This is a genomic window from Actinomadura sp. 3N508, assembly GCF_044326375.1.
Taxonomy (GTDB): Bacteria; Actinomycetota; Actinomycetes; order Streptosporangiales; family Streptosporangiaceae; genus Spirillospora.
Genome location: NZ_JBIRAX010000002.1, coordinates 350,302 through 374,667 on the forward strand (window position 1 = coordinate 350,302; position 24,366 = coordinate 374,667).

Consider the following 24,366-nt stretch of genomic DNA (forward strand, 5'->3'; position numbering starts at 1 on the left):
CAAGGTGACGGTCTATTTGCCGGGCCGTGCCGTTTGCCCCAAGACGACGCGAGCCGGTTACGCAGGAACGCGCCGCACGCCCGATCTTTGCCATAACAACCTGGCACGCCCGGCCCCGAGCGGGCGCCCCGCCGAGAATTGGCAACAATCGGACGCACCGGAGGAGATGCGCGACACCCCGCCCCTAAGGTGTGGAAACGTCAAGTTCGACACTGCGGGCCGAAGCATGGAGGACCGGTGGCAGTCACGCGGCAGGCGCACCTCATCGGCGTACCGTGGGGCCGGTATTCCGGCCTCGACGACATCACGGCCGCCGTGACCGCGGACGTTCATCGTATGGAGGAGGCGCTTCGCCAGTCGGAGTACACCGTGGAGACCTGGGGGCTAGACGGTGGCCAGCGCACCACCAGAAATCTACTGAAAAAGATCATCAAGGACGCCTGCGACAACGCACCGGAAGAGGGCGTTCTGCTGCTCTACTTCACCGGGCACGGAGTGTCGATCGATGGACGCGACTACCTGGTGCCCAGCGACGCCACCCGGCACGGTGAGCAAGGTCCCCTCGACGTGGACAGCCTCGTTCCGGTGATGCCCGTCGATCTCACCGACTGCCCGGCCAAGCTGGTGGTCTACTTCGTCGACGCCTGCCGCGAGCCGGTGCAGCGAGACGACGGGATCCCGTTCGGGGGATTCGGCCAGACCCTTCCTGCGTTCCCGTCGGATGGCCATTTCGTCCTGATCACCGGCTGCGCAGCCGGACAGGTCTGCAACTACAACGAGAGCGGCAGCACCTTCACCCAGGCACTCGCCGAGGTCCTCGACCACCGCCACACCGCGCGCACGCTTTCCGAGGTGTTCGACGAGGTCAAGCGCCGCATGGCCCACCAGGCCCGGTGGGTGAGCCAGCCGGACCAGCAGCCCGCCGTCGGCCATCGGCTAATGCTCGTGTCCGCCGGAGACCAGGTCGTCTGCGATGGCGATGAACTCGCCGCCGCCTGGCAGAAGTCGGTTGTCGGCAGCCGCCTCTGGGACCTCTGCCGCGACCGGGCCAAAGCGAAAGCGGCTCTGGACTGCGCGCGAGACATCATCGACGCCTGCGCGCAGCGGTATGGAAACGCCAAGGATACTCTGCTACGCCATACCGGGCTGGCCGACCTCTGGACGGACCAAAACTATCCGAGTCGGGTGCTGGCCTGTGTCGAGACCCTCCTCGGTGACGAGGCGGAACTGAAACCGGCCGAGGCGGCCATGCTGGCGACGGCTCCGTTCCTGCGCGAGGCCGTTCTGTCCGAGGGCATCAGGGAAGCCGCCGGTACCCATCCCGAGAACCTGGAAAGGACGTATAGGCCAGGCCCCCGGACCGATCTGGAAGGCATCCATGAGATGCACCAGCACATCGTCCGCAGGATCGAGGGCTTCGAGAAGCGGGGACGCAAGCGCGAGCGGGACCTGCTGGTCACCTGGCTGATGCACCAATGGCTCGGCACCCGGCGATCGGTGTGGCGGACACCGGCGGCGACAGAGGCCTATGCGCTGGGCGCCTCGCTGATCGCCGATGCCCCCGGGGCGGCCGGTGCCAGAGAGCTGGCCCTGCTGGCTGAGGCACTGGTGCGCGCGGTCGGGGGCGAGCCCGTCGACTCGCAACTCCATAAAAAGCTGAACGACGCTTACGTCAGCAAACGGTGGCGTGGGATGGGCGCCGTGCTGTGGCTGGCCGGGACGCTGGCCGCCGACGTCCGCCGGACCCGATCCGTGCTCGCCGACCTGGTCGGCACGCGCATGGAGCTGCCACCGCAGGACGTGCAGAACGCCGCCGGACGCGACGCGGTATGGACCTTGGCCGCCGAACGGCTCGACCTCCAGCTCACCTGCGACCACCCGGCCCTCCACGACGTCTTCGCGAATGTGGTGCAGAACGCGAACCTGATCTGCGCGAAGGTCGGCGGCCTCGAACTGGAGCCGTGGCTGGCCGAGCGGTTCCCGCGACGGGTCACCGACGGGGCGCTCCGCCCGGTCCGGACGTCGGCCAACGAGGACGCCTACTCCGTCCCGCTCTCCCGGTTCCAGCTGTCCGAGGACAAGATTCGCGAACTGCTGATGGGCCGGCAGCTGTATGACGACCCGGCGCTGGCGATCCGCGAGCTCTACCAGAACGCGCTGGACGCCTGCCGCCTCAGGCAGGTGCGGATCGAAGCGCTCAAGCTGCGCGGCAAGCGCCCGGGATCGTGGACGGGAGAGATCCTCTTCCGCCAGGGCAAGGAAGGCGACCGGCAGTACATCGAGTGCGAGGACAACGGCGCCGGCATGGACGAGGACATCCTGAGGAAGGTCTTCGCGAACGCGGGCGAGCGGCTTCTGTACCAGCTGGAGTTCCGTGACGAGCAGGCCGACTGGCAAGTGCTCGAACTGCAGTACATCCCCAACAGCCAGTTCGGCGTGGGGGTCTTCAGCTACTTCATGCTGGCCGACGAGATCACGGTGGTCACCCGGCACGCCCCGCGCGGCGGCGGCGTCGCGCCCCACGGCTGGGAGGTGCACATCGCCAACAGCGGCAGCCTCTTCCAGATCACACGCACCAATGATCTCCCCGATGGTGGGACGCGGGTCAGGCTCTACCTGACGGAAGGCGAGGAGAGCATCTCCGTTCTCCGCACCATGCGGCAGTTGCTGTGGATCTCCGAACACCATGTCGAGGTGACGGAAGAAGGTTCGGGGGCGGTGGTCTGGGAACCGGGCAGGCTGCGCTACCACGACGAGGTCGCGGAGTCGGAGCAGCACGGCGACGACCTGTGGTGGGTCTCGGGCGAAGGCGGCCTGGCCGCGGACGGAATCCGCACCAACGAAGAGATCTACGGACTCATCGTCAACCTGCGCGGTGAGCGCCGACCGCAGTTCACCGTGGACCGCAAAAAGCTTCGCGAATGGAACCGGCCATGGGTCACCGAACAGATCTCGGCGGCGCTGCCGACCCTGATGGACTGGAAGGGCTTCACCCTGCCCTGGCTCTGGAAAGTTGCCGAATCCAAGCCCGAAATAGGACAGCTGATCTTCGACTATGCGGTCGAGCACGATCATTCGATCAGTTTGGGCGGGATATGGGGCCAGAACCGCAAGGTCGCGCTCAGTGCCGTGGGTTGCTTTCCTCTCGATCGTGAACTGTTCAAGATGAACCATTATTTTTATGGCTATGCGAGCTGGTTCACCTCATGGCGTGGTGGCCTCTGGAGAGCCGCGACAGGCGCCCTGTTGAACGCCCGAAGCGCTCCCTTTTCGGCCACCAACGAAGGCTTTCCCCAAGTCGGCCCCCTGGACGCGGAATTGATCGAAATGCTGGACTACTACAGAAATGGAGCATTGGGCATTGATGACCTCCTCAAAGCCATTGAACATCCCGAGCAGAAGGGAGCGGACCGGCTGAGACGACTGCGCAGGTACGCCGTCACCGGCGTCGGATTGGCCAGGCTGCGCGAGATCCCACCAGTCGAGGCCACGTGCGATGAATCCGACACCGGCCTTTACCGGGTCTTCGCGGCCTGGTCTCCGGAAGAACGACCGCCCCGGCGGTCGGTGGCCGGCTGGGTCGTGAAGACCTCCGCCATGCTGGACCGGAGCATCGGCGAAGTCCTGGACCGAGCCGGCAGATTGATGCCGCCCGGATGGAAACTTCCCGAACTGGACCTTGGGGCTCTCGTCAACCACACGTGCACCAACACGGAGGCCACCCTCGTCTCAGCAGAACTGAATGGCCGACCGCCCTGGGTCGAGGCTGAAATCAGCCCGGCGCACGTCATCGCTGCCACCGTCGCCCTGGGCCGCTCGGTGGATGAGATTTTGATCAACTGCGACCGGCTCGCTCCGCTAGGCGTGCAGGTGGCCGCGCGAGAATCCTATCCCGCCGACCTGACCAAGATCGAGACAGAGGCGCTCGGGCGAGTGCGCCGTCCGGGCGAAACGCTGCACATGGCGGCGCTGATGACGGTCGCGGGTCGCACCGGTTCCGGCCTCGTCGAGACCCATCGGAATCTGTCCCGGCTGGAGCGGCTCGGCCTCCTCGCGCTGCCTTCGCTGGATGGACTCACCGACATCGAGATCGGTCCGGCGGAGATCGATTTCATCGAGAGCGAGCTCGCCATTGACATTCTTTTCAGCCGAGAAGGGGCCTACAAGTCGTCACCGCATATAGAGATCGTTTCAGCGATATATAATCGGTTCACCGCAGGCAGCAAGAAAGCCGTTGCAGCACGGCGCCTCGCACCTTACTTCACGCCTACGGAACCGATTATCGGTGCCGAAATATTTTGGCTCTCGTACGACGCTTCCCGCCCAGTGGGCGAAGCCCTGAAAAGCTTTGCGGAAATCTATCCAGAGGCCCACCTTCCACAACTACCCAAAGAATGCCTGAAACAGGATCCACACTATCAGATCGCCAAGGTATTCATGGGAAATTCGCTCTGGAACCGAAAAGATATAAAGTGGCTTGACACGGCCGCTGGGGCCGTCTCTGGTGCATTTGAGAACAACTTGAAGCTTGGTGACTTCCTGGCTAAACTTGAACCCTACCGGGCACTGGGAGCCCCATTGCCGGAGTTGAGTCAAGATAGCCTGGACTCACTCAACAAGATCGAAATCGATGAATACGACTATGAGATTCTCACCTATTTCGATGACAGCGGTAATCGCGCATACTGGGAAAGCCCGGACCGATTGTACAGATCGTCTGTGAGCGCTCTGGAGCTGGTGCGCGCCGCCGGCCGTATCGGCTTGACACCAGCCGAAGCGCACCGGCGAATGAAGGCGTTCGCACCACTTGGGCTGACACTGGATTATCCAGACGTGGAACCACCCGACGGGCCGGTCCTCTGGCAGGACCTACTGCTGCTCACCGTTCATTGCGACGGTTACGCCCCCGCTCTGTCGGGCGAGGTGGACTCCGCTCATCTCAAAATGGTCGCCGCCGAGACCGGGGAAAGCACGAGCTGGCTGGCCGATCGGCTGAAGCTGTACGCGCCGCTGTTCTCGATAACCGACGTCCCCAGGGGTGAAGAATGCCCGACGACCAAATAGAGAACCATCAGTCGATCGAGTACGTCGAAGTATTCGTCAGCGCGCAGGCAGCCTTCACGCAGACTCCCTTCCCGGACGACCGGGGATTCGTCATGCAAGGTATCTGCCCAGCCTGCGGTGGCCATACAATGACGCCCTTCCCGCCAGGCATGGTCACGGGCCACAAAGGAAAAGGGCGTCGCCGCGTCCTCCCTCAACCCACCGAGGTCACGATGATCTGCATGTGCGGGTATGTCCATGAGAACCGTCCCCCGGAAGCGCACGACGCGGGCTGCGGCCGATTCTGGACCGTCCCATTGACATGAGTCTCGACCTCAAGCGGTGGGCCTTGATGGCCTACGAGATGCAGTTCCAGCAGCTCGACGCGGCACGCAAGCAGGCCGAGAGTTGGCGCACCGGTTTGACGGCTCTCACCGCCCTGCTCGGCACCGTACTGATCGTGAAAGGGCGAGACAGCTTCGCCGAACTCACACCGCCGTTCCGCTGGCTGATCGCGCTCCTGCTCGGTGCCGCCCTGGCGATGCTCGTCTGGGCGACCATGCTCGTGGTCCGCGCCGTAGCGGGTCCACCGGGCGAGAAGATCATCTTGAGCGGCGAGGCGCTCAAGGCCTGGACCGCCGCGGAAGTCGCGCACATAGCCACGGCCATCCGCGCGGCGACACGGCTTACTCTCGGGGGTGTTTGCGCCATCGCACTGGCCGTGGGGCTGACATGGCTGGGCCCTGCCGAAAAGCCCACCTCCTCGCTCGTGCAGGTGGAGCACGACCGTGGGCGACTCTGCGGCGAACTCATTGGGGCCGACCAGCGGCAGCTCGTCATCAAGAACAGCCGATCCAAACGGACCGAACTGGTACCGCTGACCACCGTCGTCACGATGACGTCGACATCTCGCTGCGGGACGAAATAGACGAAATATTGGAAACGCAACCGCGGGGGACGGCGTCAGCGCGGTTCGACGTCGATCTCGTGTTCGGCGAGCAACTCCAGGAGGACGTCGAACGCGACCGCCGGCGCCTTCCGGTGCCGGTCATAGCCGGCTACGAGATGCCGCCGCGCGACCGCCGAGTCGTGCCAGACCAGCCGGAACGGTGAATCCGCGCCCCATCCGCCGTTCAGGCAGTCGTGGAGGGCGTCGAGGTTCCAGCCGAAGTAGCCGCCCGGGCCGTTGACCGCCTCACCGATGGCGCAGTAGAAGCCCTCGATGTCGGTGACGAAGCGGCCGTCGAGGTGGAACGTCGTCGCTGGTGGCCGGTCCGGGGCGTCCGAACGATGGCGCGCCAGTGCCACGCCGGACCATTCGTGGCGCAGCGTCCGGTCATAGCCAGCCCACAGGTTGCGCTCTGTGGGGCGGCCGGTGCGCCACAGGTCGAGGATGCCGCGCGTGCCCTCCGGGTGCGGTTCGCCTGTTTCGCTGGCGATGGTGACGTCCAGGAGCCCGGAGCCGAGCGCGGACGGGACGCTCGACACGAGCGTCCCGGTCAGGCTGCGGCCGATCAGGCCCGCCGCCGAACCGTCGGCGGCGACGGCGTTGACCTCCCCCGCCACCCAGCGGCGGCGGAGGCCCGCCTTCGTCGTCTGGGGGATCGCGGCGATCGCGGTCAGCAGCGGCGGCTCGGGACGGCAGCCGAGCAGGGTGACGTACGGCACCGGCGGCGCGGCGGGCTCCCGGAAGACGCCGGTGATGTCGGTGCAGGTCCCGCATGGCGTGTCGGCCAGGTCGGTCAGGACGAAGCCGGTGACGTCATCGGGGCGTGCGACGCCGTCCGAGCGGTCGTTGACGTCGACCAGGCCCTCAAGGTCGATGTCGACGCGCCCCGGCGAGGATGCCGATGGTCGCCGGCCCAGGACGGTCACGTCCAGCAACTGCTCGCCGAACCAGCCGCGCCGCGTCGCCGGATCGTCCGGCATCGCCGAGAGCCAGAGGTTGCCCAGGTGCGGCTGTCCAGACCCGGCTGCGGCGAGCGCGCCTTCGGGGACGCAGCCGAGAAGGGTGAAGCGCTCCCGCGGGCGGGGCGGCAGATCGACGAAGAAGCCGTCGATGTCGGCGCACAGCGCCAGGGGATCGTCGTCGGGGAACTGGGGGACGCCCGTGTGTCCGATGAGCAACCAGCGTGGCGGGGACGGGTGATCCCACGTCCACCGGCGCCGGTCGAGGGGCTCGTGATCGGTCGTCACCCCTCGACCGTAGCGGCGATCAGTTGTTGCGGACGAAGTCCGTGACCAGGCGGTTGAACTCGCCGGCGTGCTCGATCATCGCCCAGTGGCCGCAGCGGTTGAGGAGCACCAGGCGGCTGTCGGGGATGGTGGCGAGCAGGTACAGCGAGCTCTCGAACGGGACGACCCGGTCGTCGCGGCCGTGGATCAGCAGCGTCGGAACCTGGATCTTCGGAAGGAGTTCGGGCTTGACCCAGATCGGGAGCGGCGCGCCCTTCGGCAGCCCGTCGACGTAGTTGCGCAGGTGTTCCGGGCGGGCGAGCGCCGCGTCCGACCGGGCCTTGCACAGCTCCGGCGTGGCGAATCGGGCCTTGTCGAAGCACATGATCTCGACGAGGCGGCGCATGTTCTCGGGGCTCGGGTCCCGGTACGCCTCGATGAGCACCTTCAGGCCCTCGGACGGGCCGTCGCCCGCCGCGAACAGGGACGGCAGCCGCCCGACCGGCGGGCCCATGGTGACCAGATGCGTGATCCGGTCCGGGTGCTCGGTGGCGAGCCGCATCGAGGTCTGCCCGCCCATCGAGTTGCCGACGAACGCGGCCTTCTCGATGCCGGCGGCGTCCAGGAACTGGATCGCGGCCTCGACGTGATCGAGGCGGTCGACGGTCGTGGCGTCGGAGTCGCCCCAGCCGGGCATGTCCACCGCGTACACGTGGAAGTGTTCGGCGAGCGCCTCGATGTTGCCGGCGAAGTTGCTCCAGCCCGTCGCGCCCGGTCCGCTGCCGTGCAGCAGCACGACCGGGTGCCCCTCGCCCGCCTCGTAGTAGCGGAGCGTCCAGTCCTTGGTCTGGACGGTGCGCGCCGCGTCGGCCTGGGTCAGCCCCATCAGTCCTCCGCCTTTCCCGCCTGGGCGAGCAGCCCGGCGACGACCTCCGGCGGGCGGTGGCCCCAGCTGTGCAGGCGGTCCAGCGTCTTGACCTCCCACGTGTCGTCGTCCACGAGCAGGCCGCCCCAGCCGTACTCGACGCTGAAGCCCGACGGCGTCTGGACGTAGAAGCTGAACATGTGGTCGTTGGGGTGCATGCCCAGCGTCATCTCGAACGGCTGCCCGGCGTCCATGCAGCGGTCGTAGGCCGTGCCGACGTCGCGGACGTCGGTGACCTCGATCATGAAGTGGTGGGTCCGCTTCGGGTGCGGCATGTCGCCGAACGCGACGGAGTGGTGGCGCGGGTTGCAGCGCAGGAAGATCAGGTCGGCGACGACGCCCGGCGCGACCTCCTCGACGATGATGTCGGAGATCCGGAAGCCGAGCAGCTTCTCGTAGAACTCCAGGTAGGTCTCGCGCGCGACGCCCTTGGAGAGCAGCACCTGGTGCCCCGCCCCTCCGGAGCCGGTGACGAACTCGCCCAGAAGGACGTCCGAGCGGAACGGGCCGTCGGCGTCGGCGAAGCCGGTGACGAGCTCGAGGCGGTTGCCCATCGGGTCGGCGGTCACGAGGATGCGGTCGACCCTGCGGGACGCGGCGAGCGCGGCATCCCCCTCGGTGACCTCGACACCGGCGGAGGCCAGCCGCCCGGCGATCTCGTCCAGCGCCGCGTCGCTGTCCACCTCGTAGCCGCTGGCCGCCAGGTCGTCGGCGGGTCCCTGCCGGACGAGCCAGCGGTAGGCCTTCTCGTCCGTCCGGAGTGCGAAGCCGTCGGCGGTCTTGCCGGTGAGCTGCATGCCCATCAGGTCGACACCGAAGTGCTCCCAGTCGCTGAGGCTGCTCACCTCGTACACGACGTACGCCAGTTCCTTGACTCCAGTCATCGGGCACTCCTCTCAACGGGCGGATTGGCGGGCAGGCTGGGCGCGGGCACCGCACCAGCGGCGGCAGCGGCAGCGGCGGGGGCGGGCAGGTCGGGGGTGGCGAGGCCGGAGACGTCGGCGGCCGCGATGAACCGGTCAGGACGCACCGCGATGGCACGAACCCCGTACCGCGCCAGCCACGGAAGCAGGACCTCGTCGAGGTCGACCAGCTCGTCCAGCCCCTGCGTGTAGGCCGACTTGGGCCGGATCGCGACGTAGCGGGCGCCGAGCCCGTCCCACTGCGCCTTCTCGGCGGGCGTGAGCAGGGTGGACGGGTCGACGTCGGCGCCGAGCAGGACGAAACCGTCGCCGAGCAGGTCGTCGAGCCGCGCCATCCGCCCGGCGGTGTCGCCGGTGATGGGCTGCGGGACCATGCGTCCGACGATGCTCGCGTCCCCGATCGGGCCGCGGATCCAGCCCGCGTCCAGGACGGGCGGCGCGGTCAGCGGCGGCTCGAACGGGGTGACCGTGCCCTCCGGGACCCGGTTCATCTCCTCGATCTCCGCCGGGGTCGCCTCCTGCTTGATGACCCGGCCGAGCTGGACGGCGAGCCCGGTGTAGAACGCGGCGTTGGGGCGGCGCTCGGCCTCGTAGGTGTCGAGCCAGCTCTCGTCCAGTTCGCCCTTGAGGACGCGGGCGAGCTTCCAGCCCAGGTTGTGGACGTCCCGCATCCCGGTCTGCATCCCGGCTCCGGCCCACGGCGGCATGAGGTGGGCGGCGTCCCCGGCGAGGAAGACCCGCCCCGCGCGCCAGGTGTCGGCCATCCGGGTGTGGTGGCGGTAGAACGCCCACTGGTGGATCGAGACGTCGTCGGTGGTGACGCCCATGGCGTCGAGCAGCGGCCAGACGGCGTCCTCGGTCGCGAAGTCGACCTCGGTCTCGTTCGGCTTGAGCGGGATCTCCCAGCGGTGGTTCCCGGCGGACAGCGCGATGTCGACCACCGGACGCTGCCTGTCGGACCAGAACGTGAGCAGGTCGCGGTCGGGCCACCAGCGCTTGACGCGGCAGTCGATGACGATCCACTGCACGTCGAGCGTGTCGCCGAGCAGCCGGCTGCCGATCATGGCCCGGGTGGCGCTGCCGCCGCCGTCGGCGCCGATCACGTACCGGACGCGCGCCGTCCGCGTCTCCCCCGTCGCGATGTCCGCCGTCGTGACCGTGACACCGCCGGCGTCCTGCTCCAGCCCGGTCACCTCGACGCCGTAGCGGACGCCGATCAGCTCGCCGCACTCCGCCGCGCACGCGCGGAGCTCGGCCTCCATGACCGGTTGGTAGATGTTGTAGAAGCGGGGCGTGGGGCCCAGCGCCGACGGCGGATGCTCGACCCGCATGATCTCGGCGCCGTCGTAGGTCACCCAGCGCAGCGCCCGCTGCGGCTCGATCACCTTGGTGATCCGCTCGTCGATGCCGAGGCTCTGGAAGATCCGCATCGTCCAGTCGTTGACGGTGACGGCGCGGGCGCGGGGATAGATGTCGGCGTCCCGCTCGAACGCGAGGGCCGACACGCCGTGCTTCGCGAGCGTGAGGGCGGCCGTCACGCCGGTGGGGCCGTAGCCGACGATCGCGACGTCGGCGTCGAAATGCTGGGTCATGTGCGCTCCGGAAGAACGATCCGATCTCGCAGTATTGTACCGATCGGTCGGTACGATCGTGACCACCCTCACATGACCCTCCGGAGCGGGTCCAGGAAATTCCACAGTGCAGAACCGCAGGTGACAGGCGTGGTGACCGGTGTAAAGACGAGGACATCTATGCTTCAACCCGTGGAGGCCGAGAAGAGCGGGAACCGTCGTGGCCACCGGTCCCGGGAGGAGATCCTGGACGCCGCGTCCCGGATCATGGCGGAGCGCGGCTACGCCGCCACCTCGCTGTCGGTGCTGAGCCGGGAGAGCGGCCTGCCCAAGAGCGCGGTCTACCACCACTTCCAGTCGAAGGCCGGGCTGCTCACGGCGGTCATGGCACGCGGCGCCTACGACTTCTTCGCGGCGATGCGCGCGGCACAGGCGGGCGGGCCGGACGCGTCCACCCCCCGCGAGCGGCTCACCTGGTACCTCCAGCGCACCGGCGAGGTCTTCCTGGCACGTCCGGACTTCCTGCGCCTGCACCTCCTCCTCGTCATGAGCGCCGAGGCCGCCGAAGCCGAGGTCGACGCGATGATCGAGCAGGTGCGCCGGGACGGCCGAGCGCACATGAACACGATGATCGCGGCGTCCTTCGCCCCCGAGGGCGCGGAGATCGCGCAGGCCGTCGCCGACGAGCTGGACTACTTCGCCATCGCCGGATTCGACGGCGCCTTCGTCGCGCTGCAGGCCGAACCCGACCGCGGCCTGGCCGACCAGATGACGCTGCTCGCCGAGGCCATCGCCGCGCTCGGCGAGACCCGGATAGCCAGGCTCCGCGCCGGCGCCCACGCCCGTCCGGCCGGTTGATCGCACCCGGAAGGGGGAATTGGATCATCGTGTCCATCGCGCGTGATTTCTGGATGGTCCTCGAACCCCTCCACAACGTGACCTACTTTTCGCCTGAGTGCATCGACGGGAACAAGGACGTCGGCCTCAAGGGCTACTGGATGGGGTACTTCGGCAGCCGGGGCGCTCCGCTCGGGCCCGTCCCCGCCGCTGTGATCGAGGCGTCCTTCTACGGTTTCCATCCGGCCCGGGTGCGGCGGGCGGTGCCGGACGCCTGGACCTTCGCCTCCCCCGAGAGCATCCTCCGCATGCGCGCCGCGACGGCGGCGAAGGCGCTCCGCCGGGTGGCACCGGAGATCGACGACGTGGCGGCCGAGGCGGTGCCCCGGCTGCGCCCGGCCATCGAGGCCGCGGACGGCGCCGGACGGGTCCTGTTCGCCGCCAACCGCGAGCTGCCCCTGCCGGACGATCCCGTGGCGGCGCTCTGGCAGCTGGCGACCACGCTGCGGGAGCACCGCGGCGACGGGCATGTCGCCCTCCTGGCGGCGGAGGGCCTGAACGGGCTGGAGTCCAACGTCCTGGCCTCGGTCATGGGCAACGTCCCGGTGGCGATGGTGTTCCAGAGCCGCGGCTGGACGCAGGAGGACTGGGACGAGGCGACCGCCGCCCTGACCGCCCGAGGGCTCCTGAATGAAGACGGCGCGACCGGCAAAGCCCGGGCCCTGCGAGCCGAACTCGAGCGCCGGACGGACGCCCTGGCCACCCCGCCCTACGAAGCACTGGACGACGCGGAAGGCCTCTACCGGTTGCTGGCCCCGCTCACCCGCACCGTGACGGATCGCGGCGACATGCCTTTCCCCAACCCGATAGGCATGCCGCGCCCGACCGCTTAGGAAGACCCAGGCACGAGCTCGGCGACAAGAGCCTCGACACGTCCACGGATCTCATCCCGGATGGGACGGACGGCGTCCACCCCCTGCCCGGCGGGGTCATCGAGCCGCCAGTCCAGGTAGCGCTTGCCGGGGAAGACGGGACAGGCGTCGCCGCACCCCATCGTGATCACGACATCGGACGACCGGACCGCGTCGGTGGTAAGGACCTTGGGGATTTCGGCGGAGATGTCGATGCCCTCTTCGGCCATCGCCTGGACGACGGCGGAGTTGACCTGATCGGCGGGCGCCGACCCGGCGGAGCGGACCTCGACCGCGTCCCCCGCGAGGTGGGTCAGATAGGCGGCGGCCATCTGCGAACGCCCCGCATTGTGGACGCAGACGAACAGAACACTGGGCTTGCCGGCGGTCATGGGTTTCCTCCGAGTTCAGACGTGGGGCGGCTCTCGGACATGCGGCGGCGCAGCCACAGCGAGACGTAGACCAGCGCGACCAGGACCGGGACCTCGATCAGCGGCCCGACCACGCCGGACAGCGCCTGGCCGGACGTGACCCCGAAGGTGCCGATGGCGACGGCGATCGCGAGCTCGAAGTTGTTGCCGGCGGCCGTGAACGCCAGGGTCGCGGTTCGGGGATAGGGCAGGCGAAGGGCGCGGCCGAGCGCGAACGCCCCGCCCCACATCAGCGCGAAGTAGAACAGCAGCGGGACGGCGATGCGCGCCACGTCGGCGGGCCGCCCGGTGATCGTGTCGCCCTGCAACGCGAACAGGATGACGATGGTGAACAGCAGCCCGTAGAGCGCGGCCGGGCCGATGCGGGGCAGAAACCGGGACTCGTACCAGTCGCGCCCGCGAACCCTCTCCCCTGTGCGGCGCGTGAGATATCCGGCCAGCAGCGGGACGCCGAGGAACACCAGCACGTTCATCACGATCTCGCCGGTGGAGAAGTGCAGGCCGTCGTCCGCCGCCAGGCCGAGCCAGCCGGGCAGGACCTTGAGATAGAACCAGCTGAGCGCACCGAACGCGACGACCTGGAAGACGGAGTTCAGCGCGACCAGAACGGCGGCGGCCTCGCGGTCGCCGCACGCGAGGTCGTTCCAGATGATGACCATCGCGATGCAGCGCGCCAGCCCCACGATGATCAGGCCGGTGCGGTACTCCGGCAGGTCGGGCAGGAAGATCCAGGCCAGCGCGAACATCACCGCCGGACCAGCCACCCAGTTCAGCACCAGCGAGGCGATCATCAAAGGCCGGTCGCCGGTGACGGTGCCGAGCCGGTCGTAGCGGACCTTCGCCAGCACCGGATACATCATGACCAGCAGCCCGAGCCCGATCGGCAGCGAGATCCCGCCGATCTCGACCTTGGCGAGGGCGCCGTCCAGCCCGGACACCGCGCGACCGAGCCCGAGCCCGGCGGCCATCGCGGCGATGATCCACACGGGCAGCAACCGGTCGAGCGTGGAAAGCCTGCCGATCAGCCCGGACGCGTCCGCCCCGGCACTCGCGCCGGTGGCCGCTTCGGTGGCGGTCACGTGCAGGGCCTCTTCCGGTCGCCGGCACGTGCGGCGCGCGCCGCGTCGGCGAGTTCGCCGAGGAACGCGGCCAGAGCGTCCAACGCGTCCGGACGGAGCCGGTAATAGGTGAACCGGCCGCACGGCTCGGTCTCCACCAGCCCCGCCTCACGCAGTGCGCGCAGGTGGTTGGAGATGTTGGTCTGCTTGGCGCCGGTCTCCTCCACCAGGTGACAGGTGCACAGCGCCTCACCGGCGAGCAGGGTCACGATGCGGGCGCGAAGCGGATCAGCCAGCACCTTCAACGTATCAGTCTCAACTGACGTCACCCGGTGATGATATGTCATGGCGAGGGCTGATCGCCTGCCGTCCCCCGCGCGGCAGGCGATCATCAGGGTGCGCCTCAGGAGATGACGAACGAGCTCGTGACGTTGTCGAACGGCTTGTTCTTCGGATCGGTGTGGTAGAGGCAGGTCGACGGCCGGCTGATCCGGCGGCAGTAGTCGGCGAAGCCCGTGCTGCCCTTCTTGTTCGCCGTGAGGTTGTGCCCGTCGTACATCTTGATGTTGCAGTTGGTCGCGTCGTTGCTCTGCACGGAGCTGATCCGGTTGTCCCAGAAAGAGTTGTGCTCGATGTCGACCGAATATTCGTTGTCGAAGGCTCCCGAGCACTTGTCCACTCCGGCGGGTAGCACGAAGGTGTGCTCCTCGCCCTCGTAGTACGGGTGCTGGTGAATCTTGATCGCCCACGGGCCGGCGGCGAGACGCTGGGCGGCATCGCTGCAATCGGCGCCGCCGCCGCGCTTGAGCACGCAGGTCCGGCTATTCGCGGACGGCTCCGAGTCCTGGGCGAGGGCGGTTGGAGCCGCCGTCCCCGCCAGTGCGACGACCGCGCCGGCGGCGGCCGTGCGGACCGCCACACGCATGACCTTGTTCCGCATGAGATCTCCTTTGTCCCCGGATGAATGGCCAGTACGTGCGGCACGCTAGGAATGGGATGTATAGCCGCTGTACATTCGTCGTAGATCACAAACAGAGCCGCCGGTGACGCGGGCACCACCCTGATCACCGAACCGGGCGCTGCACCCGATTGCGATGTCAAGACCGGGTGTCAGTTTTCATCACGACCACCGATAACCCGGTCAGGTCGCGTGCTATGGTCCCGCGTAAGAGATGGGGGATCTCTATGCGGTTCGGAATTCTGGGACCACTGTCGGTGACGGAAGACCAACGCGCCCTTGAGCCGACCCCGTTGAAATTGCAGGTCGTGCTGGCCGTTCTGCTCCGCAACGCCAATAAGGCGGTATCCGACGACCTCCTCGCCGACGCCCTGTGGGATGACCGGCCGCCCCGGTCGGCGGCGGCGAACCTGCGGATGTACGTGCACACCCTGCGCAGGACACTGGGGGCCCCGGAACGGATCGCCAGGCTCGCCTCCGGCTACGCCCTCACCGTCCGGCCAGGGGAACTCGACGCCCAGCGCTTCACCGACCTCGTCGGACGCGGACGCGAGGCCACCGAGAGCGGCGACGTCTCCACCGCGCACTCGATGCTGAGCGAGGCGCTCGAACTGTGGCGCGGCGCCGCCTACGAGGGGCTCTGCGAATGCCGGGCCCTGCGCGACGAGGCCGTCCGGCTGGACGAGCTGCGCCTGGGGACCGTCGAAGACCGGATCTCCGCCGCCCTGGATCTGGGCCGGCACACCGAACTGGTCTCCGAACTCCGGGTGCTGGCCGCAGAACATCCGCTGAGGGAACGGTTCCGGGCGCAGCTCATGCTCGCCCTGTACCGTTCGGGCCGCCAGGCCGAGGCGCTGCAGGTCTACCGGGACACGCGCCGCACGCTCACCGAGGAACTGGGCATCGAACCCGGTGCCGCGCTGCGGCGGCTTGAGGCGGCGATCCTCGCCAACGACCCGTCGCTGGACCTCGCCGCTCCGGCCGACCCGCTCCGCCCGCTCCGCCCGCTCCGCACGGTCCGCCCGGCGGACGGCGCGGGGCCCGGGTCCGGGCCCGGGCCCGGCCCCGGCGGACCGGTTCCCCAGCAGCTGCCGCCTGACGTGTCCGGCTTCAGCGGCCGCACCGCCGAACTCGCCCGCCTGGCCGGCCTGCTGCCGGAGCCCGGCACCCGTCCGGGCACCGTGGTGATCGCGTCGATGTCGGGCATGGCGGGTGTGGGCAAGACGACGCTGGCGGTGCACTGGGCGTACCGGATACGCGACGAGTTCCCGGACGGAACCCTCTTCGCCGACCTGCGCGGCTACAGCCGGATCGGCCCGCCGGCGCGCCCCGACGAGGTTCTCGACGGGTTCCTGCGCGCCCTCCAGGTCCCGCCCGCGGCGATCCCGCCGACGCTGGAGGAGCGCGCCGCGATGTACCGGTCCCAGCTCGATCGGCGGCGCATGCTGATCATCCTGGACAACGCCGCGTCGTCCGCGCAGCTCAGGTGGCTGCTGCCGGGCACGGGCGGCTGCCTGGCGGTCGTCACCAGCCGCAGCTGCCTGTCCGGGCTCGTGGTCCGCTCGGGCGCGCATCGCGTTCCCGTCGACGTCCTGTCGCGGGACGAGTCACTGTCACTGCTGCGCGAGGTGATGGGGGCGGGCAGGGTCGACGCCGAACCCGAAGCGGCCGAGGAGCTGGCGCGGCTGTGCGCGGGCCTGCCGCTCGCGCTGCGCCTGGCCGCGGAGCGCGCCGCGACGCGCCCGCACCTCACGCTGGCCGATCTGACCAAGGAACTGGAGGACGAGCACGACCGCCTCGACCTCCTCGCGGCGCCCGACGACGAGACCACGGCCGTGCGCGCGGCGTTCTCCTGGTCCTACCACGCGCTGCCACCGGACGCCGCCCGCACCTTCCGGCTCCTGGGCCTGCATCCCGGCCCCGACATCAGCCTCGACGCGGTCGCCGCGCTCACCGGCCAGGAAAGGCAGTGTGCACGCGGGCAGCTGGACACGCTGACCAACGTCCACCTCCTCCAGGAGACGGCGCACGAAAGGTATCGGCTGCACGACCTGCTCCGCGTCTACGCCCGCGACCGCGCGCACGCCGACGAACCGGCGGCGGAGCGGAACTCGGCCGTACGCCGCGTCCTCGACTGGTACCTGCACTCCGCCGACGCCACCGACCGGATCCTGATGCCGGGCCGCCGCCGCGTCCCGCTCGACGCCGCGGACTGCCGCCCCGCCGCGCCGGCCTCCCCCGCCGCCGCGCTGCGGTGGTGCGAGAACGAGCGGCTCAATCTGGTGGCCGCGACGCGCCACGCCGCGCGAACCGGCCTGTACGACGTCGCGTGGAAGCTCCCGTTCACGCTCTGGAGCTATTTCAGCCTCCGCACCCGGTGGACCGACTGGGTCACCACGCACGAGCTCGGCCTCGGCGCCGCCCGCCGCAACAACGATCGGTTCGCCGAGGCGCACCTGCTGACCAGCATCGCCAACGCGTACCGCGACCTGCAGCGGCACGACACGGCGTTCGAGCGGTTCGAGGCGGCCGTCGCGATCGGCCGGGAGATCGGCGAACCCTGGGTCGAGGCGTCCGCCCGGACCCTGCGCAGCGTGGCGCACGCCGACCTGCGGCAGTTCGAGGAGGCGATGGACGACTGCCTGCGCGCGCTGGTCATCTTCCGCGCCATCGGCGATCAGTGGGGGAAGGCGTGGGTCCTCTACCAGCTCGGCGACATCTGCGCGAAGGTCCGCCGTCCCGACGACGCCATCGAGTACTCCCGGCAGGCGCTGGCCCTCTTCGACCACGTCGACGACCACTGGGGAAGGAGCCGGGCCCTGTGGGCGCTCGGCCAGACCTACCGCGACCTCGGCCGCCTCGACGAGGCCGAAGACCACTCGCTGCGCGCCCTGACCGTCGCCCGCGCGATCGGCAACCGCCTGGGCGAGGGCCTGGCCCTGTTCAATCTCGGCAAGATCAAGAACGACACCGGCGACTGCGCGGCCGCGCACCGGCTGTGGGGCCAGGCGCTCGGCATCTTCGAGCAGCTGGGCGCCCCGCAGGCGGCGAAGGTCCGCGCCCGCCTGACGGTCACCGAGCGCTAGCCACGGTCCGAGAGCAGGCTCTGCATGCGGCCGATCTCGGCCATCTGCGTGGACTGGACGTCGCGCGCCATCTCCTGAACGGTGACGTCGGTCCCCTTGTCCAGGACGTCCTTCACCATGGTCAGCGCACCCTGGTGATGAGTGATCATCAACGTCAGATAGAGCTTGTCGAACGCCGCGCCGTCCGCGTCCCGGAGCTGCTTGACCTGATCGGGCGTCGCCATCCCCGGCATCCCCGCGTGCCCGCCGTGGCCACTGCCGGACGCCTTCAGGACGGCCTCGGCGTTCTGTTCCAGCCACGACCGCATCGCCGAGATCTCGACCTTCTGCGCCGTGTCGATACGGGAGGCCAGCGACCGCACCCGCTTGTCGGACGCCCGGCCCGGGGCCAGCTTCGACATCTCCAGCGCCTGGGCGTGGTGCGGGATCATCATCTGCACGAACCGCACCTCGGCCGCGGTGGGCGGAGCCGCCGTCCGCGGGCCTGCGACCTGCGTCTTGTTGGGTTCGCCCGGACGTCCCGGGACCACCACCGTCCGCGATGGGGCCGCCTCGGGCTCGCCGTCGCCGTCACCACCGCCGCATCCCGTCAGGACACTGGCGGCCAGCGCGACCGCCGCGCCCGCCACCGCGATCCGGTGCCTCATCGAACCTCCCGCGTGCGTCCGGCGTGGTCCAGACGGTATCCGCCGAACAGGATTAAACAAAAGGACCTTCGGTATCAAGTCGTGTACAGACACGTCCAGACCTATACATTGAACTCAAAACACTCCATACTCCGGAAGATCAGGATCCATTCATGGAGCCGTGCAGACAAAGGAGTCCGGGGTGACGCCAGCTCCGAAGCGAAGGAACAGACGCAGAACCATCTTGGGGACCCTCACGGGCATCGTCATGGTGATGTCCACCGTGCTCGTCCCGTCGGCGTCGGCGGGACGCGCCCCGGCCGACGAGATCACCAAGACCCCGAACATGCACCATCTGGCGAACATCCCCAAGCAGGGACCGCTCGCCGCGCCCGCCGCGTACGGCTCGGACTGGGCCTTCAAGGGCCGGTACGCCTTCGGCGGCAACTACGAGGGCTTCACCGTCTACGACATCAGCCGGCCGACGCAGCCGAAGGTCGTCACCGTCGTGCACTGCCCCGGTTCGCAGAACGACGTGTCGATCGCCGGGGACCTGCTGTTCCTGTCGACCGACAGCTCGCGCAGCGACGACTCGTGCCAGTCCGTCGCCAAGCCCGCGACCGAGAAGGACGCGTGGGAGGGCATCAAGATCTTCGACATCAGCGACGTCCGCAACCCGCGGTACGTCAAGGCCGTCGAGACCAAGTGCGGCTCGCACACCAACACGCTCGTCCCGAGCAAGCGCAACGCCTACATCTACGTGTCCTCGTACTCGCCGAACGACACCTACCCGGACTGCAAGACCCCGCACGACCTGATCTCCATCGTGAAGGTCCCGCTGCGGAACCCGGAGGCGGCGCACGTCGCGGCCGAGCCGGTGCTGTTCCCGGACGGCGGCAACCCCGGCGACCCGCCGGACACGCAGTGGCCGAACCAGACCCGCGCCACCTCGGGCTGCCACGACCTGACCGCCTACCCCGACCGTGACCTGATGGCCGGGGCCTGCATGGGCGACGGCGTCCTGTTCGACATCTCCGACCCGCTGGAGCCGCGCACCATCACCACCGTGCGCGACGACGAGAACTTCGCGTTCTGGCACTCGGCGACGTTCAACAACAGCGCCACGAAGATCGTGTTCACCGATGAGCTGGGCGGCGGCTCGGCGGCGACCTGCAACCCGGAGATCGGGCCGGAGAAGGGCGCCAACGCCATTTACGACATCGTCGGGAAGGGCAAGCACCGCAAGCTGAAGTTCCGCAGCTACTACAAGATTCCGCGGCACAACAGCGTCAACGAGAACTGCGTGGCCCACAACGGCTCGCTGATCCCGGTGAAGGGCAAGGACATCATGGTGCAGTCCTGGTACCAGGGCGGCATCTCGGTCATGGACTTCACCGACTCCAGCAACCCGAAGGAGATCGCCTGGCTGGACCGTCCCCAGTGGGCGGACAACCTCCAGTACCTGGCCGGAACGTGGTCGACGTACTACTACAACGGCTACATCTACTCCAACGAGATCCAACGTGGCCTGGACGTCATCGACCTCCGGGACCGCCGCACCGACAAGGCGAAGCGCGTCAGGCTGGACATCCTGAACGCCCAGTCGCAGCCGAACTACTTCGACTGACCTGATTCGCCCCTGACGGGCCCCCGGCCACAGCGGCCGGGGGCCCGTCCCTTTCCGGCGCACTGCCGTCAGGCCCCCTCCCGCATGACGCCAGCACACCGCGCCGATCAGGGCCGCATCCTGGCCCAGACCCACTTCCCTCCGGCCGGGTCACGAGTGGCACCGCAGCGGACGCACAAGGCCTGGACGATGTGCAGCCCATGGCACCCGTTGTCGTCGAACGCGTCCTCGGAGATGTCGAGGTCGTCGAGGGTGAGCGCGCTGCGCGGCTTGACGCGCGGGTACTGCGGGTCGCGGTCCCAGACGGCGAGGATGAGCCCGTCGCCGTCCCGGCTGACCTGGACCCGAATCTCCTCATTCGGCGTCTGCCGCGCCGCATTGGTGACGAGCTCCGAGATAATGAGAAGCGCGTCGTCGAGAATGTGGGAATAGTCCCAATTGCGCAGCCGCGAGGCCGCAAGCGTCCTAGCAAGCCCCACCGAGGCCGGCGTCCCCATAAGGGGAACGATCATTTCCCCCGCCGCCGTCATCACCATCGCTCCCCCTTGTCCGGGATTCTGAATTCCTATGACAAGGATCACCGCGATGTTCTACGTTTCGCCTGTAGGCACCAAAGCCGGATACAGGGAGGACCGCAATGCCGATCGTCCGCGAGCCCCTCAACCCCAAGCTCTCGATGTGGGTCTTTCTGGCCTTCTACCTGCGGTTTTGGCGCGAGAAGATGGGTCTCTCACTAACCCAGTGCGGCCAGATCATGGGAGTGACCCGAGGAACTGTTTCCAATATCGAAGCGGGTCGGCGCCGCCTCCAGGACGACCACGCGCAGGCACTCGACCGGCATTACGGGACGGGCCTGCTATTTCAGCTCTTGCTCTGGTTTGCCCGAATGGCCCACGACCCCGACTGGGGAAAGCAGCTCGTCAAGTACGAGCAGGAGGCGAACCTGATCAAGACCTACCACGGCCAGGTCATTCCACTCGCCCTCCAGACCGACGAGTACACCTGGGCATACGTCCAGTCCGGCACTCCGAAGGACTTCGAGGCCGCGATGGCCAGGCGAGTCGCCCGGAAGAAGTCCTTCTTCGACAGGGGGACCGACGTGGAAATGTGGGCCGTCCTCGACGAGAGCGTCTTGGCGCGCGAGGTCGGCAGCCCGGAGGTGCAGAAGGCGCAGCTGGAGCATCTGCTCACCATGGCCGACCTGCCGCAGGTCAGCCTCCGCATCGTCCCCTTCAAGTCAGGCGCTCACCTCGGCGTTGACGGATCACTCCAGGTCCTTAGCCTGGAGAGCCGCGACATCGCATATTCGGGCGCCCAGAACGGTGGCCGCTTGATCGAGACTCCTGGCGAGGTCCGCGAATTGTCGGTTAAGTTCGATCGCATCGGCGCGAAGGCGGCTTCCCTGGAGGCCTCTCGCGAGATCATCAAGCGGTACCTGGAGAGCTACGAATGATCGTGCACTGGCGCAAGAGCACCCACAGCGGCGGAGCAGACGATGAGCACTGCGTTGAGCTGGGACGGCTTACCCCGGGGATCGGAGTCCGAGACTCGATGGCCCCGGACGGCGGCCACCTCACCCTGACCGTCACCCAGTTCGCCGCCCTGCTGGAGCAGCTCAAGCAGCACGTCACCCACTGACCGTCCGCCCCAAGGTATCGCCCCCACCCAATCGGGCCGAAGAAGCCGACTTAACCCGTCGGCTCTTGCTCCTTCGCCTGCGCGTTCTGCCGCTCGCTCACCCACCGCCGCGCAAGGTGGGTCGCCTCCCGCACGTAATCCTCCACTCCGCCCTCGCCAGATTTCTCTTCCGTGAGGAGGACGTCGAACAACACGAGCAGCTCAACGGCCATCAGGTGCTCAAGATTCTTCTCGTCCCCGTCTACCAGGGGATTGTTCTCTTTCTGAAGAGTCGCTTCCCCAAGGCTGCCGCGGATGGCGTTCTCCGCAATGCGCGGACTCAAGTCCTCATCACTATACTTCTTGAGCTCAATCCGCAGTTCCGCCACATAACGAACAACATCGTGGACGCTGTAGCGCGGAGCAAACTTCCGTCGTACTGCGACGTAGAACGCGGCATGGAACATTTGCACATAACCGGCAGCAGCCTGATCTGAGGTCGTCAACTCTTTCTGCAACCGCTGCCAGGCCTCAGGGCCTTCCTGTAAGGGCAGACGCAGCGCGGCAATATGCTCGTCCCCGATCTCTACCACAGACCAATCGATCACTGCAGCGACTCCAGAGCGAGTTCTCGAACCTTGGTCATAAACGCGTCCAGCTCGACCTCGCTAAAGTCTTCGTCTGCGACCATTACAGCCACCAGCAGGCTTTTGACCCGGAAGCCAACATTACCGTCGACGTCGTCATAAGCATCCAATGGAAGCTTGCCGAGCACGTAATTGATTGCGAGCTCGGCAACCTCTGGATCGATGATCTCGGCCGCGTCCGTGGTCCTTCCGCGCGCTTCTGCAACGAACTCGATGATCTCGGCGTCACTGGCAGGCTTGCCGCCCCTGATGAAGCGTCGCCGCGCGAGCTCAAAGAAGGCAGCAGATATGACGGCTGCGTAGCCTACGTTCAACTCCTCGTGGCTCAACTCACCCAGCAGGCGCCTGTTCTCGTCGGCGCGCCCTGCGAGTTGCGCGTGCAGCGCAGAAACCTGCTTATCGATGGCTATTGTCATCTCTTCCTCCACGCTCTCTTGCCCATCCAGTCAATGTTTCGTGTAGTTTCCACGCCACCATGGCGATACCTAGCGCGGCATACACTACACTTCCGCCCTGTACACCTGGCTGCTGATCGCCCTGGAGTTGCCCCCCACGATTGCTGGTGTCCTGCATGCTTACCGCATTACCGGACGGCGGCCTCTCAAAGAGCTCATCCATATTAGAGGACAGATTATTTAGGTTCCTCTGCGCGTCATCCGGGTTTTCTCTGTTGCGACGCAGAATATGCCTCATCTTTTCCGCGTCATCGGATTCGGACAGGTCCTGGTTCTCGTTGACGGGGGCGAGGGGTTCGCCGCGTTCGGCGGTGAGTTCTCCGGCGCTGGCGGGGTCGAGGTCAGCGCGGGTCGGGAGTCCGGCGAATTGGTCGGTTTCGGTCTCCTCGGGCGCCGGGGACGCGGGCTGGTTCTCAGAATTCCTACCACGGGCGTTGTTGGCGTCGCCGGGGCCGTCAGCAATTTCGTCGGGTCTTTCCGCGTCCTCGGAGGACGGCTGGGGATCGTCGTGGTCGCCGGCCTGCCGTCCGCTTTCCGGGGTCTGCTCGGCGTCAGGTGCGGAGGGCTCTGCGTTACCGGTGCCTTCGTCGGTCTGCTCGGCGGCTTCGCGATCGGGCTCTGGCGGCGTCTCGGTCCCGGGCCGTGGTTCGGTGCGCGGTTCGCCGGTCTCAGTGCTCTTCGCCTTGGTCTCGCCCGTGCCAGGTTCGGCCTCGCCGCCGTCTCCGGCAGCAGGCTCGCGGTCGGGAAACAGGGGCTCGGCGTCGTCCGTCCCGGGACGCGATTCCTGGCCGGGCATGTCCTGTCCGTCGGTCCCGGCGGCTTGCTCATCCGGACGGTCAGGTGCGTTGGGGTCGCTGTCGAATGCACGGTCGGCGGGCAGCGCTGCGACTCGTTCGCCGTTCTCGATCGTGGCCGGTGCAGGGGCGTCGGTCTCGGCGGTCTCACTGCCCGCCGCCGTGCTCTGCGCTTCGGCCGCACGCGCCCACGACTCCGCCCGTGGTCCTCGTCCCGGCTCGGGCGGCTCTCCGGGCTGTTCGCCTGCCGATTCGGCCGGTTCTTGCAGGTCCTCTGCGCGCCGCTCGCCCGTGTCCGACTGCTGTGTTTCCCGTGCGCGTGTCCATGAGTCGGCTCGTGGCGTGCCTGGCGGTTCCCCGTCGTCGTCTGCCTCTGGTTCCGGGGGCTCTGGTGTTCTGGCGTCGGGCTGCTCTGTGCTGGGCTCGTCTTCGTTGGTCTCGTCCGAGGTCTGTGGGGTCGTCTCGGTGGGGGTGCTGGCGGCGGTCCAGCTTTCCTGGCGCGAGGGGCGTCCTGGCGAGCCGGGGCGGTCCGGGGGTGGCTTTTCGCTGGACGGCTGCGGCTGGTCGGTGGTCTCGGTCCCGCTGGTGTGGTCGACGCCCACCAATCAGCCCTTCCGCCGGACGGCACCGGACCAACAGCCCGGCCATGGGCGGACGCCACCCGGGACGCGCGGGGCCAACG

Annotated in this window: 21 protein-coding genes; 8 read left to right on the forward strand and 13 right to left on the reverse strand. The window is 67.9% G+C overall.

The window, feature by feature from the left end:
- Positions 1-237 precede the first annotated feature (237 nt).
- Both ACH34S_RS07935 and ACH34S_RS07940 read left to right on the forward strand, forming a co-directional pair.
- Complete coding sequence (locus tag ACH34S_RS07935) at positions 238-5,064, forward strand: caspase family protein (RefSeq protein WP_395951787.1); 4,827 nt, start codon at positions 238-240, stop codon at positions 5,062-5,064.
- 301 nt (positions 5,065-5,365) lie between these two features.
- A complete protein-coding gene (locus ACH34S_RS07940; RefSeq protein WP_395951788.1) occupies positions 5,366-5,971 on the forward strand; it encodes a hypothetical protein in 606 nt (201 codons plus the stop codon).
- 35 nt (positions 5,972-6,006) lie between these two features.
- On the opposite strand, the gene ACH34S_RS07945 is transcribed toward ACH34S_RS07940, so the two are convergent.
- From ACH34S_RS07945 to ACH34S_RS07960, 4 genes are read right to left on the reverse strand one after another with little or no spacing between them, the layout of a single operon-like run.
- The gene (locus tag ACH34S_RS07945; RefSeq protein WP_395951789.1) at positions 6,007-7,239 is read right to left on the reverse strand and encodes a barstar family protein; all 1,233 of its coding nucleotides are present in this window, start codon (positions 7,237-7,239) and stop codon (positions 6,007-6,009) included.
- 19 nt (positions 7,240-7,258) lie between these two features.
- A complete protein-coding gene (locus tag ACH34S_RS07950; RefSeq protein WP_395951790.1) occupies positions 7,259-8,104 on the reverse strand; it encodes an alpha/beta fold hydrolase in 846 nt (281 codons plus the stop codon).
- Positions 8,104-9,027 (reverse strand): VOC family protein, encoded by a 924-nt coding sequence (locus tag ACH34S_RS07955; RefSeq protein WP_395951791.1) that lies wholly within the window; start codon positions 9,025-9,027, stop codon positions 8,104-8,106. The genes ACH34S_RS07950 and ACH34S_RS07955 overlap by 1 nt, the downstream gene beginning before the upstream one ends.
- Positions 9,024-10,658, reverse strand: coding sequence for a bifunctional 3-(3-hydroxy-phenyl)propionate/3-hydroxycinnamic acid hydroxylase (locus ACH34S_RS07960; RefSeq protein WP_395951792.1), 1,635 nt, complete (start codon positions 10,656-10,658; stop codon positions 9,024-9,026). The genes ACH34S_RS07955 and ACH34S_RS07960 overlap by 4 nt, the downstream gene beginning before the upstream one ends.
- A 171-nt stretch (positions 10,659-10,829) precedes the next feature.
- Here ACH34S_RS07960 and ACH34S_RS07965 point away from each other — a divergent pair, with 171 nt between their 5' ends.
- Together ACH34S_RS07965 and ACH34S_RS07970 are read left to right on the forward strand one after the other, a co-directional pair.
- Complete coding sequence (locus ACH34S_RS07965; protein WP_395951793.1) at positions 10,830-11,495, forward strand: TetR/AcrR family transcriptional regulator; 666 nt, start codon at positions 10,830-10,832, stop codon at positions 11,493-11,495.
- Positions 11,496-11,524: 29 nt separating this feature from the next.
- Entirely contained in the window at positions 11,525-12,367 is an 843-nt protein-coding gene (locus tag ACH34S_RS07970) for a hypothetical protein (protein WP_395951794.1), read from the forward strand.
- Here the strand turns inward: ACH34S_RS07970 and ACH34S_RS07975 are convergent.
- The 4 genes from ACH34S_RS07975 to ACH34S_RS07990 all read right to left on the reverse strand — a co-directional run bounded on the left by ACH34S_RS07975 (position 12,364) and on the right by ACH34S_RS07990 (position 14,814).
- Positions 12,364-12,777 carry an arsenate reductase ArsC gene (locus ACH34S_RS07975; RefSeq protein ID WP_395951795.1) on the reverse strand — a complete coding sequence of 138 codons (414 nt, stop codon included), beginning with the start codon at positions 12,775-12,777 and terminating at the stop codon, positions 12,364-12,366. The genes ACH34S_RS07970 and ACH34S_RS07975 overlap by 4 nt on opposite strands.
- The gene (arsB, locus tag ACH34S_RS07980) at positions 12,774-13,841 is read right to left on the reverse strand and encodes an ACR3 family arsenite efflux transporter (protein WP_395952417.1); all 1,068 of its coding nucleotides are present in this window, start codon (positions 13,839-13,841) and stop codon (positions 12,774-12,776) included. The genes ACH34S_RS07975 and arsB overlap by 4 nt, the downstream gene beginning before the upstream one ends.
- A 50-nt stretch (positions 13,842-13,891) precedes the next feature.
- Positions 13,892-14,179 (reverse strand): ArsR/SmtB family transcription factor, encoded by a 288-nt coding sequence (locus tag ACH34S_RS07985; protein WP_395952418.1) that lies wholly within the window; start codon positions 14,177-14,179, stop codon positions 13,892-13,894.
- A gap of 98 nt (positions 14,180-14,277) precedes the next feature.
- On the reverse strand, positions 14,278-14,814 hold the full coding sequence (locus tag ACH34S_RS07990; protein WP_395951796.1) for a hypothetical protein: 537 nt from the start codon (positions 14,812-14,814) through the stop codon (positions 14,278-14,280).
- 275 nt (positions 14,815-15,089) lie between these two features.
- On the opposite strand from ACH34S_RS07990, the gene ACH34S_RS07995 reads away from it, so the two are divergent.
- Positions 15,090-17,918, forward strand: coding sequence for an AfsR/SARP family transcriptional regulator (locus ACH34S_RS07995; RefSeq protein WP_395951797.1), 2,829 nt, complete (start codon positions 15,090-15,092; stop codon positions 17,916-17,918).
- On the opposite strand, the gene ACH34S_RS08000 is transcribed toward ACH34S_RS07995, so the two are convergent.
- Positions 17,915-18,565, reverse strand: coding sequence for a DUF305 domain-containing protein (locus tag ACH34S_RS08000; RefSeq protein ID WP_395951798.1), 651 nt, complete (start codon positions 18,563-18,565; stop codon positions 17,915-17,917). The two genes, ACH34S_RS07995 and ACH34S_RS08000, sit on opposite strands and share 4 nt — an antisense overlap.
- 247 nt (positions 18,566-18,812) lie before the next feature.
- Here ACH34S_RS08000 and ACH34S_RS08005 point away from each other — a divergent pair, with 247 nt between their 5' ends.
- Positions 18,813-20,171 (forward strand): LVIVD repeat-containing protein, encoded by a 1,359-nt coding sequence (locus ACH34S_RS08005; protein ID WP_395952419.1) that lies wholly within the window; start codon positions 18,813-18,815, stop codon positions 20,169-20,171.
- 107 nt (positions 20,172-20,278) lie between these two features.
- Here the strand turns inward: ACH34S_RS08005 and ACH34S_RS08010 are convergent, their stop codons facing one another.
- Positions 20,279-20,707: an ATP-binding protein gene (locus ACH34S_RS08010; protein WP_395951799.1), complete on the reverse strand. Its 429-nt coding sequence runs from the start codon at positions 20,705-20,707 to the stop codon at positions 20,279-20,281.
- Between the two features lie 101 nt (positions 20,708-20,808).
- Here ACH34S_RS08010 and ACH34S_RS08015 point away from each other — a divergent pair, with 101 nt between their 5' ends.
- Together ACH34S_RS08015 and ACH34S_RS08020 are read left to right on the forward strand one after the other, a co-directional pair.
- Positions 20,809-21,624, forward strand: coding sequence for a helix-turn-helix transcriptional regulator (locus tag ACH34S_RS08015; protein WP_395951801.1), 816 nt, complete (start codon positions 20,809-20,811; stop codon positions 21,622-21,624).
- Positions 21,621-21,809 carry a DUF397 domain-containing protein gene (locus tag ACH34S_RS08020; protein ID WP_395951802.1) on the forward strand — a complete coding sequence of 63 codons (189 nt, stop codon included), beginning with the start codon at positions 21,621-21,623 and terminating at the stop codon, positions 21,807-21,809. Before ACH34S_RS08015 ends, ACH34S_RS08020 begins: the two co-directional genes overlap by 4 nt.
- Positions 21,810-21,859: 50 nt before the next feature.
- On the opposite strand, the gene ACH34S_RS08025 is transcribed toward ACH34S_RS08020, so the two are convergent.
- From ACH34S_RS08025 to ACH34S_RS08035, 3 genes are read right to left on the reverse strand one after another with little or no spacing between them, the layout of a single operon-like run.
- Positions 21,860-22,396 (reverse strand): hypothetical protein, encoded by a 537-nt coding sequence (locus ACH34S_RS08025; RefSeq protein WP_395951803.1) that lies wholly within the window; start codon positions 22,394-22,396, stop codon positions 21,860-21,862.
- Positions 22,393-22,851, reverse strand: coding sequence for a hypothetical protein (locus ACH34S_RS08030; protein WP_395951804.1), 459 nt, complete (start codon positions 22,849-22,851; stop codon positions 22,393-22,395). The genes ACH34S_RS08025 and ACH34S_RS08030 overlap by 4 nt, the downstream gene beginning before the upstream one ends.
- The gene (locus ACH34S_RS08035; RefSeq protein WP_395951805.1) at positions 22,832-24,286 is read right to left on the reverse strand and encodes a hypothetical protein; all 1,455 of its coding nucleotides are present in this window, start codon (positions 24,284-24,286) and stop codon (positions 22,832-22,834) included. The genes ACH34S_RS08030 and ACH34S_RS08035 overlap by 20 nt, the downstream gene beginning before the upstream one ends.
- Positions 24,287-24,366: the final 80 nt, after the last annotated feature.